This is a genomic window from Natroniella sp. ANB-PHB2, assembly GCF_046097105.1.
Lineage (GTDB): Bacteria > Bacillota > Halanaerobiia > Halobacteroidales > Halobacteroidaceae > Natroniella.
This window is the reverse complement of the sequence record NZ_CP175562.1, coordinates 1874451-1892799: the sequence shown is the minus strand read 5'-3', so window position 1 is coordinate 1892799 and position 18349 is coordinate 1874451. Positions and strand designations below refer to the sequence as shown.

17 protein-coding genes are annotated in these 18349 nt (G+C 36.2%); all 17 read left to right on the top strand.

Features of this window, described 5'->3' with window-relative positions:
- The first annotated feature begins 3 nt into the window (after window positions 1-3).
- On the top strand, window positions 4-576 hold the full coding sequence (gene folE / locus ACKF5P_RS09510; protein WP_408954966.1) for a GTP cyclohydrolase I FolE: 573 nt from the start codon (window positions 4-6) through the stop codon (window positions 574-576).
- Between the two features lie 277 nt (window positions 577-853).
- Window positions 854-1645, top strand: coding sequence for a dihydropteroate synthase (gene folP / locus ACKF5P_RS09505; RefSeq protein ID WP_408954965.1), 792 nt, complete (start codon window positions 854-856; stop codon window positions 1643-1645).
- 9 nt (window positions 1646-1654) lie between these two features.
- On the top strand, window positions 1655-2023 hold the full coding sequence (gene folB / locus ACKF5P_RS09500; RefSeq protein WP_408954964.1) for a dihydroneopterin aldolase: 369 nt from the start codon (window positions 1655-1657) through the stop codon (window positions 2021-2023).
- Between the two features lies 1 nt (window position 2024).
- Complete coding sequence (folK, locus tag ACKF5P_RS09495) at window positions 2025-2510, top strand: 2-amino-4-hydroxy-6-hydroxymethyldihydropteridine diphosphokinase (RefSeq protein ID WP_408954963.1); 486 nt, start codon at window positions 2025-2027, stop codon at window positions 2508-2510.
- A gap of 369 nt (window positions 2511-2879) precedes the next feature.
- Entirely contained in the window at window positions 2880-4475 is a 1596-nt protein-coding gene (locus tag ACKF5P_RS09490; protein WP_408954962.1) for a spore germination protein, read from the top strand.
- Between the two features lie 3 nt (window positions 4476-4478).
- Window positions 4479-5624 carry a Ger(x)C family spore germination protein gene (locus ACKF5P_RS09485; protein WP_408954961.1) on the top strand — a complete coding sequence of 382 codons (1146 nt, stop codon included), beginning with the start codon at window positions 4479-4481 and terminating at the stop codon, window positions 5622-5624.
- Window positions 5625-5640: 16 nt separating this feature from the next.
- Window positions 5641-5790, top strand: coding sequence for a hypothetical protein (locus tag ACKF5P_RS09480; RefSeq protein WP_408954960.1), 150 nt, complete (start codon window positions 5641-5643; stop codon window positions 5788-5790).
- Window positions 5791-5813: 23 nt separating this feature from the next.
- Window positions 5814-6902 (top strand): endospore germination permease, encoded by a 1089-nt coding sequence (locus ACKF5P_RS09475; RefSeq protein ID WP_408954959.1) that lies wholly within the window; start codon window positions 5814-5816, stop codon window positions 6900-6902.
- A gap of 164 nt (window positions 6903-7066) precedes the next feature.
- Window positions 7067-7807, top strand: a complete 741-nt coding sequence (locus ACKF5P_RS09470) for an MBL fold metallo-hydrolase (RefSeq protein ID WP_408954958.1) — start codon at window positions 7067-7069, stop codon at window positions 7805-7807.
- Window positions 7808-8026: 219 nt separating this feature from the next.
- Window positions 8027-9415 carry a methylaspartate mutase accessory protein GlmL gene (gene glmL / locus ACKF5P_RS09465; protein ID WP_408954957.1) on the top strand — a complete coding sequence of 463 codons (1389 nt, stop codon included), beginning with the start codon at window positions 8027-8029 and terminating at the stop codon, window positions 9413-9415.
- Window positions 9416-9727: 312 nt separating this feature from the next.
- Window positions 9728-10147, top strand: coding sequence for a methylaspartate mutase subunit S (glmS, locus tag ACKF5P_RS09460; protein ID WP_408954956.1), 420 nt, complete (start codon window positions 9728-9730; stop codon window positions 10145-10147).
- A 21-nt stretch (window positions 10148-10168) separates the two neighbouring features.
- A complete protein-coding gene (locus ACKF5P_RS09455) occupies window positions 10169-11617 on the top strand; it encodes a methylaspartate mutase subunit E (RefSeq protein WP_408954955.1) in 1449 nt (482 codons plus the stop codon).
- A 109-nt stretch (window positions 11618-11726) separates the two neighbouring features.
- Complete coding sequence (locus ACKF5P_RS09450) at window positions 11727-12968, top strand: methylaspartate ammonia-lyase (RefSeq protein WP_408954954.1); 1242 nt, start codon at window positions 11727-11729, stop codon at window positions 12966-12968.
- Window positions 12969-13123: 155 nt separating this feature from the next.
- Entirely contained in the window at window positions 13124-14488 is a 1365-nt protein-coding gene (locus tag ACKF5P_RS09445) for an acyclic terpene utilization AtuA family protein (RefSeq protein WP_408954953.1), read from the top strand.
- 63 nt (window positions 14489-14551) lie between these two features.
- Entirely contained in the window at window positions 14552-14878 is a 327-nt protein-coding gene (locus ACKF5P_RS09440) for a DUF4387 domain-containing protein (protein ID WP_408954952.1), read from the top strand.
- A gap of 558 nt (window positions 14879-15436) precedes the next feature.
- Window positions 15437-17494, top strand: coding sequence for a sigma-54 interaction domain-containing protein (locus tag ACKF5P_RS09435; protein WP_408954951.1), 2058 nt, complete (start codon window positions 15437-15439; stop codon window positions 17492-17494).
- Complete coding sequence (locus ACKF5P_RS09430) at window positions 17494-18339, top strand: fumarate hydratase (protein WP_408956652.1); 846 nt, start codon at window positions 17494-17496, stop codon at window positions 18337-18339. The genes ACKF5P_RS09435 and ACKF5P_RS09430 overlap by 1 nt, the downstream gene beginning before the upstream one ends.
- The last annotated feature ends 10 nt before the right edge of the window (window positions 18340-18349 follow it).

The window sequence follows — 18349 nt, the reverse complement described above, 5'->3', positions numbered from 1 at the left end:
GGGGTGAGTGAAGTGGATACTAAGAAGATAGAGAATGCTGTTAGAGATATTTTAGAGGCGATAGGTGAAGATCCTGAACGGGAGGGGCTGAGGAATACTCCAGAGCGGGTAGCAAAGATGTATGGAGAGATTTTTTCTGGGGTCAATAAAGATTCTAAAGAGATGCTCGAGCTTCATTTTGAAGATGAAGGTTATGAGGAGTTGGTATTATTAAAGGATATAAACTTTTATTCAATCTGTGAACATCATTTGATACCTTTTTTTGGGAAGGCACATGTAGCTTATATCCCCAAAGATGGTAGGGTAACTGGACTCTCAAGATTGGTTAAGGTTATAGAAACAATAGCTCAAAGGCCCCAACTGCAAGAGCGGATGACCAAGACAGTGGCAGATAATATAATGGAAGTTTTAGAGCCGTATGGTGTAGTGTTGGTAATTGAGGCGGAACATATGTGTATGACAATGAGAGGAGTTAAAAAGCCTGGGGCCAAGACGATAACTTCAGCAGTTAGAGGTAAATTTACTGAGGATATTGCTGCTAGAAATGAAGTAATGTCTTTGATTAATAATAAATAGCTGTCAGTCCTCATCTATCAGCAGATGGTCTTTATCACGGAAGGTCAAATTTTTTGACCTGTAGGAAAAGCAAAATTATAAAGTCAAATTCAAAACAAGCTTTAAGCTTTTGGTTTTAAGGGGTTAAGTGGTTTTAGGTTTTGGTTTTAAAGGTTTTGAACTGGTTCACGACTGATCCAACGAGTCTTAAAAAGACTCTCCGTAACAAAACCGTTTGCTGATAGCTGACGGCTGTGTCACGAAGTGACACAATATATCAAAATAGTGGAGGGATAGTATGTTTGATTTTGGTTCTAAAACATATATCATGGGAATCTTAAATTTAACTCCTGATAGCTTTTCAGATGGAGGAGAATACTTCCAGAAGGATGAAGCAGTAGAACGGGCCAAAAAGATGGTAGCTCAAGGTGCAGATATTATTGATATCGGAGCAGAATCGACTCGCCCAGGATCGGAGAAGGTAAGTGCTGCAGAAGAGTTAAGAAGGTTGACTCCTGTATTAAATAAACTTGTAGCTGAAATTGGTGTTCCTATCTCTGTTGATACATATAAAGCAGAAGTAGCTAAAGAGGTTTTAGGGCTAGGAGTAGATATTATTAATGATGTGCGGGGGTTACAATGGGATGAAGATATGGCTCAGGTAATTGCAGAGTATGATGTGCCAGTTGTAGCAATGTATAATGGTCGCTTTTGTAATGATAGAGGAGATATTATTGGTTCAATTAAGAATTTTCTACGAAAGAGTATTGATCTTGCTAAAGGTGCAGGGGTTAAAGAGAAAAATATTATCTTAGATCCGGGAATTGGTTTTGGGATTAGTGCTGAAGAAAGTATGGAAATTGTGAGAAGGTTATCAGAATTAAAGGGGTTAGGACATCCTTTATTGCTAGGTACTTCTAGAAAGTCAATGTTAGGTGAAATATTAGATTTACCTCCAAAAGAGCGGGTTGAAGGAACGGTAGCTACAACTGTAATGGGCATTATGCATGGTGTAGATATCGTTAGGGTTCATGATATTAAGGAGAATTTAAGGGCTGCTCAAGTAACTGATGCTATCTTTAGAAAGTAGGGATGAATAATGGATAAAGTAATCTTGAATAATTTAGCTTTTTATGGTTATCATGGAGCATTGAGTGCAGAGAATGAGATTGGCCAGAAGTTCTTTATAGATTTGGAGTTATATTCAGATTTAAGAAAAGCTGGTCAAAGTGATCAATTAGATGATGCAATTAACTATGCTGAAGTCTATGAAGTAATCAAAGAGGTATTTTATGCTCAAACTTATAATTTGATCGAAGCTGTAGCCGAAGATATAGCCAGTAGTATTTTAGAGGATTTTTCTAAGGTTGAAGAAGTGATGGTTAGAATTAAGAAGCCTGAAGCACCTGTTGATGCTATATTCGATCACTTTGGAGTAGAGATCACCAGAAGTCGAGGGAGTAGTTAAGATGGAGTCAGTTTATTTAGGATTAGGAACAAATTTGGGAGATAAAGAAAAGAATTTGAAAGAAGCAGTAGAGTTGATCTCTAATTTTCCTAAGACAGAATTGATCAAGGTTTCTAAGGTTTATGAAACTGAGCCGTGGGGCTATACTGAGCAGGATAAATTTTTAAATCTTTGCTTGGAAGTTAAGACTGAGTTGGCCCCTTATCAATTGTTAGCAGAGTGTCAAGGGGTAGAAAAGGATTTAGATAGAGAACGGAAGATTAGGTGGGGGCCAAGGAGTATTGATGTTGATATCTTATTATATGGTGACTTGGCTTTGAGTGATCAGAAGTTGACCGTTCCCCATCCTAGAATTCAAGAACGGGTTTTTGTTTTGAAGCCATTAGCAGAGTTAGACAAAAAGTTAGTTATTAAGGGTAGGAGTCTGCTAGAGTGGATTGAATTACTTGATGAGCAAGGAATAAAAGAATATGGTGAATTAGGTTAAGGTTAAGCTTAAGATTGAGGTTGAGTTTAAGTTTAAGTAAAAACAGTAAAAGCAAAATAATAAAACAGAGGAAGGGCCAACATCTTTTTGCTAAAGATGTTGGCCCTTTTTTTATGATTGAGAAAATTATATTTTTTAAAGGATTGTGGCTGATTTTTTAGCTTTAAGTTTTTTAAATGGGTTACTTAGACTCAGACTTAACCTTAAACTTATCCTTAGACTATGATCGTAGGTCATTTTGTTTTTAGGTGGAGAGAATAATATTTGATTTGGTGGGTAAAAATACTAAAGAATTGATTTATTAAAAGTTTTAGATTGCTTAAACTTAGACTAAAAAAGACATAGGTCTTTTTACTTGGAGGTTACATAGTGTTTCAAAAACTGCTAGATAAAATTAAGCTTTGGCTATTATTAAAGAGTAAACAAGAAAAAGATCAAGATCAACTCCCTACTGAGATGGTAGAGGGGAAGAAGATAGTAAAGAGATTAAAGCAGAATCAAACCTTAATTGAAGATGTCTTTGCTGATAATTATGATATCTGTATTAGAGAATTTTCAGTCACTAAATATAACCTTAAAGATGCTTTTTTAGTCTTTATTGATGGATTGACTGAAGAGAAGATTATGAGTGAGAATATTTTAAAACCATTGATGAATAGTACAGAAAAAGCAATTGATTTAAAAAAGATAACCAAATCAATCATTTCTACTCCTAATATAGGCGAAGCATTTACGATAGAAGAGGTGGTTGAAGGGGTGACAGGTGGTAAGGCTGCTTTATTTTTGGCTGGAGAGCAAAGAGCAATCTTGATTGATAGTGTTGCTTTTGAGAGTAGAGCAGTGGAGAAGCCAGAAGTAGAGACTACAATCAGAGGGCCTAAAGAGAGCTTTGTTGAAACTCTATCTGTAAATACATCATTATTAAGGCGGAAGCTGAATAATTCTAATTTAAAGTTAGAACAGATTACATTAGGTCAGCAGACCAAGACAAATGTCTGTTTAGCTTATATAAAGGGAATTGCTAATGAGAAGATTGTAGATGAGGTAAGGAGTAGAGTTAGTAGGATAGAAATTGATGCTATCTTAGAGTCAGGTTATATAGAAGAGTTTATTGTAGATCATCCACTGTCAGTCTTTTCTACGGTGGCTAATAGTGAAAAGCCTGATATAGTAGCAGGTAAGCTCTTAGAAGGTAGAATTGCAATCTTTGTCAATGGAACGCCAACAGTATTGACAGTACCCCATATCTTTGTCGAGAGTTTGATGACAGCAGAAGATTATTATTCAGCTCCTTATTTAGTTTCAGTAATTAGAATTATTAGATATGCTGCTTTTGTACTTGCACTCTTATTGCCAGCAATATATATTGCTGTCGTTAGCTTTCATCCTGAGTTGTTACCAACCGAATTGGCTATTTCTGTAGCCATTGCCTCAGAAGGGGTTCCTTTTCCTAAGGCAGTAGAGGTAATATTGATGGGATTTTTATTTGAGATCTTACGAGAGGCAGGGGTGCGAATGCCGCGGGCTGTAGGGCAGGCAATCAGTATTGTAGGAGCACTGATCTTAGGTGATGCAGCTATCAATGCTGGTTTGGTAGGGGCTCCAGTTGTGATTGTAACCGCTTTAACTGCTATTTCTAGCTTTATCGTTCCTCCATTGACCGATGCGGTTACTCTGTTGAGATTGGTTGCGATCTTATTTGCAAGTGCAATGGGCTTACCAGGAGTCTTAACATTTATTATTGGGTTAGTAATCCATTTATCTTCCTTACGTTCTTTTGGAGTGCCTTATCTATATCCATTAGCTCCTCTAGATATTAAAAGCTTAAAGGATGTCTTTATCAGGGTTCCATGGTGGTTAATGGTTAACAGACCTGGGCTGTTGAGCAAAGATAATCGAAAAAGAGCTAACCTAAGGCAAAGGCCTAGTCCTTATCGGGATGAGTTGGAAAGGAATGACTCTTAAAAGATGAAGAAAAAAGCTTTAATTTTAACCTTGCTTAGTTTGGTAATCTTTTTAGTTGGTTGTTGGAACTATACTGAGATGAAGGATCGTACCTTTGTAGTAGGAACTGCTATAGATTTGGCACCTAATGACCTGATAGAAGTAACGACCCAACTGTTGAAACCACATGAGATCGGGGTTCCTGCCGCTGGAGAACCTGCCCCTGATGCAGATCCAATCTGGATTATCAGTAGTCAAGGGGAGACAATCTTTGATGCGATTCGAAATTTTGTCAGGCAAGCAGGGCGACTGCTATTCTGGCAGTATAATAATGTGATTGTGGTGGGTGAGGAAGTAGCTAGAGCGGGGATGTTATCTCTACTTGAACTCTTTATTAGGGATCATGAGTTGAGATTAGGGCAGAGAGTGATAATTACTAGAGGGGTTGCTAAAGATATTGTTGGAGCAAGGCATGAGCTAGAGCGGATTCCTTCGATGGCGATTGTTGATATGTTAAAAGAACAGGAGACACTGGGGGGGATTGTTGATGTTGATTTATTTGATTTTTTGGAACAATATAATAGTAGGGCAGGTGCTCCAGTAGTAGGGGTTGTAGAATTAATGAATGGTGAACAGCTACATGTAGAAGGAGCAGCAGTCTTTAAAAAGGATCGATTAGAAGGCTTTTTAGATAAACGAGAGACGCGAGGGTATAATTGGGTTGTAGATGGAATCGGGAGTACAGTTATGGTTTTAGCATGGGAAGATGACCAGAAGTTAAGCATTGAGATTATGCGGGCTGAATCAAGTATAGAACCAGTCTTTAGGGATGGAAGATTGATAATGGAAGTTGAGGTTGAGACAGAAGGGGTTTTAGCTGAACAGCATACTCCAGCCGATTTGACTAGATTAGATAGATGGTTCTTACTTGAAGAGAAGTTGGCAAGAAATATAGAGAATGAGATGGAAAATATTATAGAGTTGGCCCAGCAAGAATTTGAAGCTGATATCTTTGGTTTTGCTGATGAGATCTATCGTAAGTATCCTGAGGAGTGGAGAAAGATAGAAGATGATTGGGAAGATAAATTTTCTGTATTAGAGGCAGAAGTAACTGTAGATGCTAAGATACGTCGAACATATGTAACGCGAACATTTCCTGATTTAGATTGAAAGGTGGTAAAATTAGATGCAGATAATTGGTCTGTTGTTAACTGGTTTAGTAATCAGTCTGATTGAAGTCCCTAAAATGATTGCTCTGAAATTGTGGAGGGAGTTGATTACTTTCTTTATTCTATTAGGAGGTGGAGTGGGTTTAGCTCTATATTTTATTTGGTAAGAGGGGAGGGGAGGAATAAAATTTTGAATGAGGAGATAGTATCAAGGGGTCAAGCAGTCTTTTTGCTCTTTGTAGGGTTGTTTAATACTAAATTTTTGGTAATTAATACTTATTTAGCAGAAGTAGCTGGCAGAGATTCTTGGCTGGCAGTACCTGCTGGTTACTTGGCTGGGTTTTGTTTGAGCTTATTTATAATTAAGCTGGCTAATCTCTTCCCTGGACAGACATTTATTGAATACTTACCGCAAGTTTTAGGAACTCTCTTAGGTAAACTATTGGGGGCTGTTTATATCATCTCTTTTATTATTTATGTATCACTTATTACACGTTTAAATACTGAGGTATTGATCATCTTGATGCCAGAAACTCCTCCACTTGCCTTTAATTTATTATTGGTTGGTTTAACGGTTTATGTAGCTAAGAAGGGGTTTGAGGTTTATGTTAGGACATGTCAGTTCTTTGTCCCTTTGGTTCTAACTGGGTTGATGGTTATTTTTTTAGTAGGGATTGAACGGGGGAGTCTTGAGCGATTTAGACCATTTTTAGAATTTGGGCTAGAGCCAGTTTTGATAGGTAGTTTGCGGTTTTTTGCAATGTTAAGTATTGGATTGGCATTTATGGCTTTTTGGCTAGCTTATTTGGATAAATTAGACCTGATGGAGCAGATAAGTGGAGGTAGTTTTTTTCTGATCATGATTCAGATGCTGATGATTGTTAGTTTGATTATCAGCGTTTTAGGAGTTGAGAGTACTTTATTTCATACTTTTCCTATCTTTTCAGTAACTAGATTATTAGAGATTGCTGATTTTTTGAAAGGCTTTGAAGGGATCTTGACGATTGTCTGGTTTCCAATCGCATATATGACGGTAGCAGGTTATTTCTTTCCTGTATCAGTAGGAATTGCTCAATGGCTGAACTTAGAGGATTATAAACCGTTGGTCTTGCCGTTGGCTTTGATTGTACTAGGGCTAGCGATGTTACCTGAGAACTTTGAAATGTTAAAAAATTCTATTGAAGATCTCGCTATGTATTTAATTTTTCCATTAACTGGATTGTTTCCGGTCTATTATGTGATTGCGGTTGCAAGAGGAGTCGGGGAGAGCAGTGAATAGTTGAAAACCATCAAGTTCGAGCCTAAGTCTAAGTAAGAGCTAAGCCTTTATGTATGTTTTTAATGGTAGGCTTAATCTTAACTTTAGCCTTAAACTTAAGTTATAGATTGCGAGTTAGGCAGATTATGTTATAATAGAAAGCGAAGGGAAAAAGAGGTGATAAAATGAAGTTGACTGTCTTAGGTAATTGTTCTCCATATCCAACTAAAGATGCTGCTTGTTCAGGTTATTTATTACAGGCTGATAAGCAGAATATCTTGATTGATGTTGGCCCGGGGACATTGAGTAATTTACAGCAGATAATACCTTTTTATCAGTTAGATGCGATTATTATCTCTCATTTACATCAAGACCACTGCTTGGATCTGTTGCCGATGCATTATGGAATGGAAAAAAGTATAAAGTACGGAAAGAGGGAGGAAGCACTAGCAGTTTATCTACCTTTTGATGGTGGGGATGAATTACAATTTATCCAAGCTAAGGTTGGAGATGAGTTTCATTTACAGCAGATTGGTCAAGAGACAGAACTTGAATTAGGAAATTTAAAGGTCAGTTTTCAAAGAAGTAATCATCCTAAGGAGTGTTATGCAATTAAAGTTGATGATGGGGTTAAGCAGTTTGTCTATACTGCTGATACTGGCTGGGATAAATCATTGCTAGATTTTGCTTTCAATATAGATTTATTGTTAGCGGAGGCGAGTTTATTGGAAAAAGATCGTCAGTATGCTAAGGCAGGCCACTTAACTGTCAAGCAGGCGGTTCAATTGGGGATTGAAGCTCAAGCTAGTAAAGTGCTGTTGACCCATTTTTGGCCTGAATATGAGCAGAGCGAAATTGCTGCTGAGGTACCAGAAACTGAAATAGAGGTGGAGTTGGCCCGGATACTAAAGAAGTATTCTTTCTAATTGAGTTGACTACATATTTTATAGTAAGCAGTCTTTATAAACAACCCATTGTTGGGTTGTTTTAGAAATTTAATTAGCAGAAGATAGTTGGAACTAATGAAATCAAGAGCGAATGGTGACTGGCATTATTTTTGCATTTGATAATTTTAAGTATTCTTTTCAGTTTTTTTTTAAGATTTTAATTGTCAATTATCAATTTTTATTTAAAGGGGTGAAAAGATGGAATTAGCTTTATTGGTTGATATTGGAAGCACATATACTAAAGCTACCGTCTTCAATTTGACAGAGCTTAAGTTAGAAGCAACGGCAAAAGCATTCACTACGATTGAAGAAGGGATAGATCAGGGGCTTAAAGAGGTTTTTAAGAAGTTGATTGAACAGGGAGTTGAACTAGAGGGGATTGATTATAGATTAGCTTGTAGTAGTACAGCAGGTGGTTTAAAGATGGTAGCAGTAGGCTTGGTACCTGAGTTGACTGCTGAAGCTGCTAAAAGAGCTGCTTTAGGAGCTGGGGCCAAAGTTGCTGATGTTTACTCTTATGAGCTAACAGCAGCTGAGATAGATGAGATTATTGGAGTTGAACCTGATGTAATCTTGTTGGCTGGGGGGACTGATGGAGGTAATCAGAATATAATTTTAGAGAATGCTATGCGGTTGGCTGAATCTAAATTGGATACTCCAGTGATAGTAGCAGGAAATAAAGTAGTGGCTAAGCAGGTTGAAGAGATCTTGGTGGCTGGAAACAAAACAGCTTATCTGACAGCTAATGTAATGCCTAAATTAGAAGAGTTGAATATTGAACCGGCCCGTCAGAAGATTCGAGATGTCTTTTTAGAGCAAATTATTTATGCTAAGGGTTTGGATTTGGTCGAAGATTATTTGGAAGGAGTAATCATGCCAACACCTTCGGCAGTGATGAAAGCAGCAGAGCTGATTTCAGAAGGTACTGCTCAAGAAGATGGTTTAGGGGAGTTGATGGTTGTTGATATTGGAGGGGCTACTACTGATATTCATTCAGCAGCTAAAGGTAAGCCAACCAAAGGAGGAGTTAACTTAAGAGGACTAGAAGAAGCTTATATTAAGCGGACTGTTGAGGGAGATTTAGGAATGAGGTATAGTGCTTCTTCTTTATTAAAGAGTGTTGGAGAGGAAAATGTATTAAATTTTGTGGAGCAAATGTTTCAAAATGAGTTATTAGATTATATAGATAAAGTTGGGGAAGAGGTTAATTATGTACCTACTGAACAACAGGAAAAAGAATTTGATTTAGCACTTGCTAAGGCTGCTACTAATGCTGCCGTTAACAGGCATGTTGGGCGGATTGAGACTGTTTATAGTCCTTTTGGTCAACAATATGTCCAGTATGGTAAGGATTTAACTAAATTAAATTTAATAATTGGTACTGGTGGAGTGGTCGTTCATAGTGCACAACCGGCTGAAATATTGAAGGAGGGACTATTTAGTGCGGACGAACCACAAATCTTGGCCCCAATGGAGCCTAAGTTAATGTTAGATCAAGATTATATTTTATCAGCAATTGGATTATTAGCTGAGATTAAACCGAACCAAGCTCTACAGTTGGCTAAAATTTATTTGAAAGCGATTTGATTAGATGAATTATAAAATTGGGTTAATAGGTTTAATAAAACTTGTTTTTTTAGTTAGATAACCCATTCCGTTTAATTAAATTCTGTTGAAGTTGATTAATTTTTATGTTTAGGTTGAAAATATTAAATAAGAAGTCTAGTAAAAGGTTAAAACGATCTCTTTGTTAAAATAAGATGAAATTAAACGATTATTTTTTAACTGGTATCTAAATTGCATCAAACTTTTAATGGGTATCATTATTTATGAGTATAAGGTAATAAAAACTTCTTGATAATTCTGTTTAATAAAATTAAATTAGAGGTGGGATAGTCTATGGCAGAAAAGAAGACAGTGGTGATGGGGGTTATTGGTTCTGATGTTCATGCGGTAGGAAATAGAATTTTAGAAGAGGCATTTACAAAGGCAGGATTTGATGTTGTCAATATTGGAGTATTGGCACCTCAGAAAGAGTTTATTAATGCTGCTATTGAAACGGATGCAGATGCTATTTTGGTTTCTTCTTTGTATGGGCATGGTGAACTTGATTGTAAAGGGTTTAGAGAAAAGTGTATTGAATCTGGCTTAGAAGATATTACATTATATGTTGGTGGTAATTTAGTAGTTGGTAAGCAAGAGTGGGAACCAACTAAAGAAAAGTTTTTAGAAATGGGCTTTGATCGGGTCTATCCTCCAGGCACATTACCTGAAGAGCCAATTGCTGATCTAAAGCAGGACTTAGGAGTAACTAACTAAATTAATTAGGAGGTAAATGGAATGAAATTAGAAAATAAAAAGTGGGATTTAGAAAAATTCAAACAAGTTAGAGGAGAAATTTTAGGACAATGGCCGACAGGAGAAGCAGTCGATTTAGATGAGGCTATTGCTTATCATAAAAATTTACCAGCAGAAAAGGTGATGGCTAATAAATTAGCATTGGCTAAAGAGGAAGGAGTTTCTTTGATTCAACCACGAGCAGGGGTAGCTTTAGTTGATCAACATATAGAGTTGTTGCAGTTTTTAAGAGAAAAAGGAAAAGCAGATGTATTGCCAACTACAATTGATAGTTACACTAGACAGAATAATTATCAAGAAGCAGCGGCTGGGATTAAGGAAAGTCAAAATGAAGATAGGTCATTATTGAATGGGTTTCCAGCTGTTAATCATGGAGTTGAAGGTTGTAGAAGGGTAGTTGAAGCTTTAGATGCACCTTTACAGGTTAGACATGGAACTCCAGATGCTAGATTACTGGCAGAGATCACCTTGGCAGGAGGGTTTACTGATTATGAAGGTGGGGGGATTTCTTATAATATACCTTATGCTAAGGAGGTTTCAATAGAACAGACATTGTATGATTGGCAGTATGTTGACCGTTTGATTGGATTTTATGAAGAACATGGAGTTAAGATCAATCGGGAGCCTTTTGGCCCATTAACTGGAACTTTGGTACCTCCATCAGTTTCTCATAGTGTAGCAATTATAGAGGCATTATTGGCTGTTGAGCAGGGGGTTAAGAACCTAACTTTGGGATATGGTCAGTGTGGTAATTTGATTCAGGATGTTGCTGCTATTAAGACTTTAGAAGAGTTGGCAGAAGAGTACTTAGCTGATTATGATGATATAATGTTGACTACAGTTTTTCATCAGTGGATGGGAGGTTTCCCTCAAGATGAAGCACAAGCCTTTGGAGTTATTTCGTGGGGAGCTACTACAGCTGCTTTAGCCAAAGCTACTAAGGTTATTGTAAAGACGCCACATGAAGCATTAGGTATTCCAACTAAAGAGGCTAATGCAGAAGGTTTAAGAACTACTAAACAGTTAATCAATATGCTTAAAGATCAAGAATTCACCTCTAATGGCAAACTAGAAAAAGAAAAAGAGATGATTAAAAAAGAGACTAGACAGATTTTAGATAGAGTCTTTGAATTAGGTAACGGTGATTTAGCTCAAGGTACGGTTAAAGCTTTTACAGCAGGAATTATAGATATTCCTTTTGCGCCGAGTAGATATAACGCTGGTAATATCTTACCTGCTAGAGATAATGAAGGAGCAGTAAGGTATTTAAATCCAGGGAATCTACCTTTTTCAGATGAAGTATTAAAATTTAACCAAGCTAAATTAGAAGAGCGTGGCAAAGAGGAATTGCGAGAACCTAATTTTCAAATGGTAATTGATGATATTTATGCTATTAGTAAGGGTAAGTTAGTAGGAAGGCCACGGGAGTAGGAATAACTGTAGCTATCAGTCTTCAGCTGTCAGCTAAAACCAGTGTTTATGATTTTGAATTGGCTAACGGCTCATAACTCAAAGCTGATGACTAACAAGGAGGGATTGGATGAAAATCAAAGATATAATTACTTCTCCAGGAATGACAGGATTTTATTTTGATGATCAACAAGCGATCAAGGATGGTGCTGAAAGTGATAGGTTTTCTTATGTAGGTCAAGCAAAGACTGAAGGGTTCAGTGCAATCCGTCAAGCTGGAGAGTCAATTTCAGTAATGCTCATTCTAGAAGACGGACAAGTAGCTTATGGTGATTGTGCAGCAGTTCAGTATTCTGGAGCTGGAGGAAGAGATTCGTTGTTTTTAGCTCAAGAATTTATTCCAGTGATTGAAGATGAGATTGCTCCTCAGTTGATTGGAAGAGAGCTAAATTCTTTTAGGGAGCTAGCAGAAGAGATTGATCAATTTTTTAGGGAGGGTGAAAGATTACATACTGCAATTCGCTATGGTCTTACTCAAGCAGTATTAGATGCAGTGGCTAAAGCTAAAAAAAAGACGATGACAGAGATAGTAGCGGAGGAATATGATCTAGAACTGATTGCAGAACCTGTACCGATCTTTACTCAAACTGGTGATGATAGATATGATAATGTTGATAAAATGGTTATTAAGCATACAGATGTGATGCCCCATGCGTTGATTAATAATGTTAAAGATAAATTAGGTGAAAATGGGGAAAGATTATTGGAGTATGTTGAATGGTTAAAAAATAGAGTTAAGAAGTTACGACCTACTTCAGATTATTTGCCTATCTTTCATATTGATGTCTATGGTACGATCGGTTTAGCATTTGATAATGATCCACAGCAGATGGCAAATTATTTAGAAGAGTTGGCCCAGGCTGCTAAGCCACACAATCTTAGAATTGAAGGGCCAATGGATTCGGGTAGTAGAGAAGAACAGATTAAAGATATGAAAGTTTTAAGAGATGAAGTTCAAAACAGAGAAATAGCAGTTGAGTTGGTAGCTGATGAATGGTGTAATACTCTTGAAGATATCAAGATGTTTGTTGATCAAGAAGCAGCAGATGTTGTTCAGATTAAGACACCTGATTTAGGTGGAATTAATAATACAATAGAAGCGGTATTATACTGCAAGGAGAATGGAGTAGGAGCTTATCAGGGTGGAACCTGTAATGAGACGGATCGTTCAGCTCAAATCTGTGTTAATTTAGCGTTGGCAACCCGACCTGATCAAATGTTGGCCAAACCAGGGATGGGTGTTGATGAAGGATTGATGATTGTTAAGAATGAGATGGAGCGGGTGTTGGCCTTACTTAAAGCTAGAGGATAATTACAAAACAGCTTAAGTTTAAGGTTGAGGTTAAGTCTAATATAATCGTTAAAAACATAAGGGTTTTGAGTTCTTACTTAAACTTAGACTTGGACTTAAATTTAAGCTATATATCAATATGTTTTAAATTGCTAAAGAAAGGTGGGCTGAATAATATGAAAGAGATCAGAGTTTTATCTCCAACAGCAATCTTGGGTTATGGATTTCCAGTTGAATCTTTTGAGCGTGGCTTGGATAAAGATCCAGATTTAATTGCAGTTGATGCTGGTTCAAGTGATCCTGGCCCCTATTATTTAGGGGCAGGTGTCTCTTTTACAGATAAGACAGCAGTTAAAAGAGATCTTAAATTAATGATTAAAGCAGGGCAACAAAAGGGTATTCCGGTAATAGTCGGAACAGCTGGAGGAGCAGGCGGTTCTTCTCATTTAGAATGGTGTAGTCAGATTGTAAAAGAGATTGCTCAAGAAGAAGGGTTAAACTTTAAATTAGCTACTATTCAAGCTGAACAGAAGAAAGATTTTATATCAGAAAAGTTTCAAGCTGGAGGTATAAGTCCATTATATCCTGCTCCAGAATTGACTGAGGAGGAGTTAAAAGCTAGCACTAGAATTGTAGGGCAGATGGGGGTAGAGCCTTTTATTAAGGCTTTAGAGGAAGATGCAGAGGTCATCATTGCCGGTCGGGCTTATGATCCGACTGTTTTTGCTAGCTTTTGCATTAAAGAAGGTCTGCCAGCAGGCTTAGCACTCCATATGGGCAAGATTATGGAATGTGCATCAATAGCAGCAAGTCCTGGTAGTGGTAGTGATGCTATGTTTGGTATTTTGCGTGATGATCACTTCTTATTAGAACCGTTAAATCTTAAACGCAAATGTACTACTACTTCAGTAGCAGCTCATACTTTATACGAAAAGACTAATCCTACTAAGTTACATGGGCCAGGAGGAATTATTGATTTATCGGAAACGGAATTTGAACAGTATGATGAGCGGACTGTTAAGGTTAGTGGAAGTAAATTTATTGCTGATGAAGAGTATACAATCAAATTAGAAGGAGCTAAGAAGGTCGGTTATCGAACGATATCAATTGCTGGTACTAGAGATCCGATTATGATTGAGCAATTAGATCATATAATTGCAGTTGTAGAAGATACAGTTAGGGATAATTTTGTTGATTTGGCTGATGATGATTATAATTTAATATTTAGAATTTATGGTCGGGATGGAGTAATGGGCCAACTAGAGCCACAGCGAGAAGTTTCAAGTCATGAAGTGGGAATTATTATTGAAGTTGTAGCTAAAAGTCAAAAATTAGCTAATACAATCTGTAGTTTTGCCCGTTCAACAATGCTACATTATGGTTATCCTGGTCGAGTAGCTACCGCAGGTAATTTAGCTTTTCCTTATTCACCATCTGATCTAAAAGCCGGAGAGGTTTATGAATTTAGTCTACACCATTTGATTAAGGTTGATGATCCAACTGAACTATTCCCAATTGAAATAGAAGAGATTGGTAATTAGTAAAAAGTTTAGTAATGACTAATCTAAAAAAAATAGTAAATAGTATGAAGGTAGGTGAGATAATTGACTGAAGCTAAGAATATCAAAGAGTTAGTTGATGTTGTACGAAGTAAGAATGCTGGTCCGTATGAATTGACCTTTGATTTAATCTTTAAAAGTTTTGAGGTTTATCAGCAGGTAAAAGATTCAGGAGTGATCAATGAAGAATTAATTGCTCAATTGTATGGTATAGATTTAGAGCAAGTTATTTCGGTAATTAATTATGATCCAGCGAAAGCAATTAAAGCAACAATTGTCCGACCTTATCCATCAGGAGCAATTGGAGAAAGAGATGTTTATGGAGCTCAACAACATGCGCCACTATTGAATATAGAAGTGCCAATTCAATAATGATATTAATAAGGCTATATCGAGAGGTTTCTTGATATAGTCTTATTTTATTACAATATTGTGGCACTTTCAAAAAAACAGGGAACCACGAATGAACGCAAATTAACACTAATTTAAAATAATAATTTGTTAAAAATATAGATATTACTGCAAAATGTCCTTAATGATTAAATTTTAGATTGCAGGGTTTTGATTTTATTGGAAGAATTATGCGACTGCGATAAGGGCAGATAATTTTACAGATTGATCTTAATGTTTTAAGTAAGAGAGATTTGATTTTAATAGTTGCACAAATTCAAATTCTTCTTGATTTTTTGGCTACTTTTTTATCAAGAAAAAAGGTAGCACGGAAGAAAGTTTGATTTTTAATTTTTTCGTAAACATGGTTTTGAGTGTGATTTTTATAAAGGAAAAGTGACACATTATATCAATTAAGTCTAACAATCATTTTGCCGCTTAAAAAAGAGATAAATTAGATGAAGGGATTAATCTAATTTTACGGAAATAAGTTTAATTAGATTAAGGCTTTAAATAAATAAGCTAGAGGTGGCAGATTGAATGAAAAAAGAGCTGGCAGTAATTACAATGAGTAAGGCAACTAATAAGTTATTTAGACAGCAATTAAAAAAAGTTTTAAGAACTAAAGTGATATTGAAAGATTATTCAGTTGATAATTTAATATCTAATAAGGTTAGTGCTGATTTAATTTTAACAACTAAGTCATTAACTGATAAGATAGATGACTATGTAACAACTGACAGTGAAGTTATCTTTGCTCGGAGAGCTTTAGATTTATCTACATTAGAAAGGCTAATTAAACTACCTGCTAATAAAAAAGCTTTATTGATTAATAATACTAGATTATCAGCTTTAGAGACCAAATCATTATTACAAGAAGTTGGAATTGATCACTTGGAGTTGATACCTTTTTATCCTAGCTGTGATAAAAAGAAGGCTAATGGGGTTGAATTAGCAATTAATTTAGGAGAAGAAAGATATATTCCAAATTCAGTAGCAGAAATAATTAATATTGGAAGTCGGATTCTTGATTTAACGACTATTGTGGAGATTTTGATTAAATTAGATTTATTAGGTGAAAAAGCAAATCTTTTGATTTCTAAACAGGTGAGACAATTAGTTGAACTCAATCAGCGTTTAAATAAAAAGGTGAAGGATGCAGAACGGGCCAACAAAAAGTTAGATGCTGTACTTAATCATGTCCATGATGGGATAATATATATTAATGGGCGAGAAGAGATAGAAGTTTTTAATCGTAGAGCTGAGGAAATCTTTGAGATAAAAGCTGAGGAAATGTTGACCAAAAAGATTGGAGATAAAATTAATAATACTAATTTAGATCAGGTTTTACGAAATGACTTCAAAGAGATAAATGCTCTCCAAAATGTAGGGGGTAAGAAGATAGTAACTACTAGAGTACCAGTTAAGCAGGATCAAGAAATCATTGGAGCTTTAGCAACTTTTAAAGATGTAACTGAGGTAAAGAAGTTAGAAGAGGATCTACGAAGAAAGTTAAAGGATAAAGGTCATATAGCAAAGTATAGCTTTGGTGATATAATAGGGGATAGCGAAGAGATAAAGCAGGTGATTGGTAAGGCAAAGAAGTTGGCCCGAAGCAAGTCAACTCTCTTATTGCAAGGAGAGAGTGGGACTGGAAAGGAGTTATTTGCTGGTGCAATTCATAATTATTCTCTACGTAAAAATAATCCTTTTGTAGCAATTAATTGTGCTGCATTACCTGAAAATTTATTAGAAAGTGAATTGTTTGGTTATGAAGAAGGAGCTTTTACTGGAGCCAAAAAAGGAGGTAAGCCTGGTGTTTTTGAGCAAGCTCATACTGGCACTATTTTTTTGGATGAAATAGGAGATATTCCTTTGAATATTCAAGCTAGATTATTGAGAGTTTTACAAGAAAAAGAGGTAATGAGAATTGGTGCTACTCAAGTGATTCCAATTGATATTAGGGTTGTAGCTGCTACCAACAAGGATTTAGAAGAGTTGGTATCTAAAGGTGAGTTTAGAGAAGATCTTTATTATAGATTAAATGTTTTATCTTTAGAGATACCCCCTTTACGAATGAGAAGAGAGGATATTCCATTATTAATTGATTATTTTTTACAAAAATTCTCTAGAGAAGACTTGGTATTAACTAAGGAGACAATCAGTAGATTATATAATTATGATTGGAAGGGTAACATTAGGGAGTTAGAAAGCTGTGTAGAATATATTGCTCAAGTCTGTGAAACGGAAACAAAGTTAACAGATTTACCATCTTATTTAAATCCTAAAACTAGTGAAGAGAATACTATTAAGAAACTAGAAGAAAGCTTGGACGACTTAGGAAAGATGAATGAGTATATCTTTATTTTGAATGAGTTATATTTAGCCAAACAGCTAGGGGAGAAGATAGGAAGAAGAGAGATTGCTAATAATGCCGAAGCTAATGAGCTATCTCTTTCTTCCCAGATGGTTAGAAGCAGGTTGAAGAAACTAGAAGAATATGGTTTGGTCAGTATTGGAAGAGGGAGACAAGGAACGGAAATTCTCTCTGAAGGGATAAATTTTTTAAAAGGAATGATAAAAGAGGGGAGTAGATAATAATGTCTATTCATGTTGAAGAAGTAACGAAAGCAGTAGCAAAAATGTGTATAGAAGCTAATTGTGTGTTAGGAGAAGACTTATTAGAAGGATACCAACTGGCTTTAGAGCGTGAAGAGTCTGCTGTGGCTCAAGAGGTTTTAGAGACTTTAATTGAAAATGCTAAGATTGCTAAAGAAGAAAAGATGCCTATTTGTCAAGATACAGGAATGACAGTTGTTTTTTTAGAGTTGGGTCAAGATGCTGAAATTGAAGGTGGGAATTTAACTGAAGCAATTAATGAAGGGGTGCGGCAAGGTTATAGAGAGGGTTTTTTACGTAAATCAGTGGTAGCTGATCCTTTGCAACGTCAAAATACAGGAGATAATACACCAGCCATAATTCATACTGAATTGGTACCGGGAGATAAGATTAAGTTAACAGTAGCTCCTAAAGGTTTTGGCAGTGAAAACATGAGTCAGATTAAGATGTTAAAACCTACTGATGGAGTGGAAGGGGTTAAGGACTTTGTACTTCAAGTCGTTGAAGATGCAGGTTCTAACCCATGTCCACCAATTGTAGTTGGAGTAGGAATTGGTGGTACTTTTGAAAAGGCAGCTTTGTTGGCTAAAAAGGCTTTAACTAGACCTATTGGAATCTATAGTCATCAGAAAGAATTGGCCCAATTAGAAGAAGATTTATTGCAAGAGGTTAATCAATTAGGGATTGGCCCGCAAGGTTTTGGTGGAGTGACAACTGCTTTAGCAGTTAATATTAATGATTATCCAACTCATATTGCTGGTTTGCCAGTTGCAGTTAATATTAATTGTCATGTAGCTAGACATAAAGAATGTACTTTAGGTTAAAGGTGGTGTA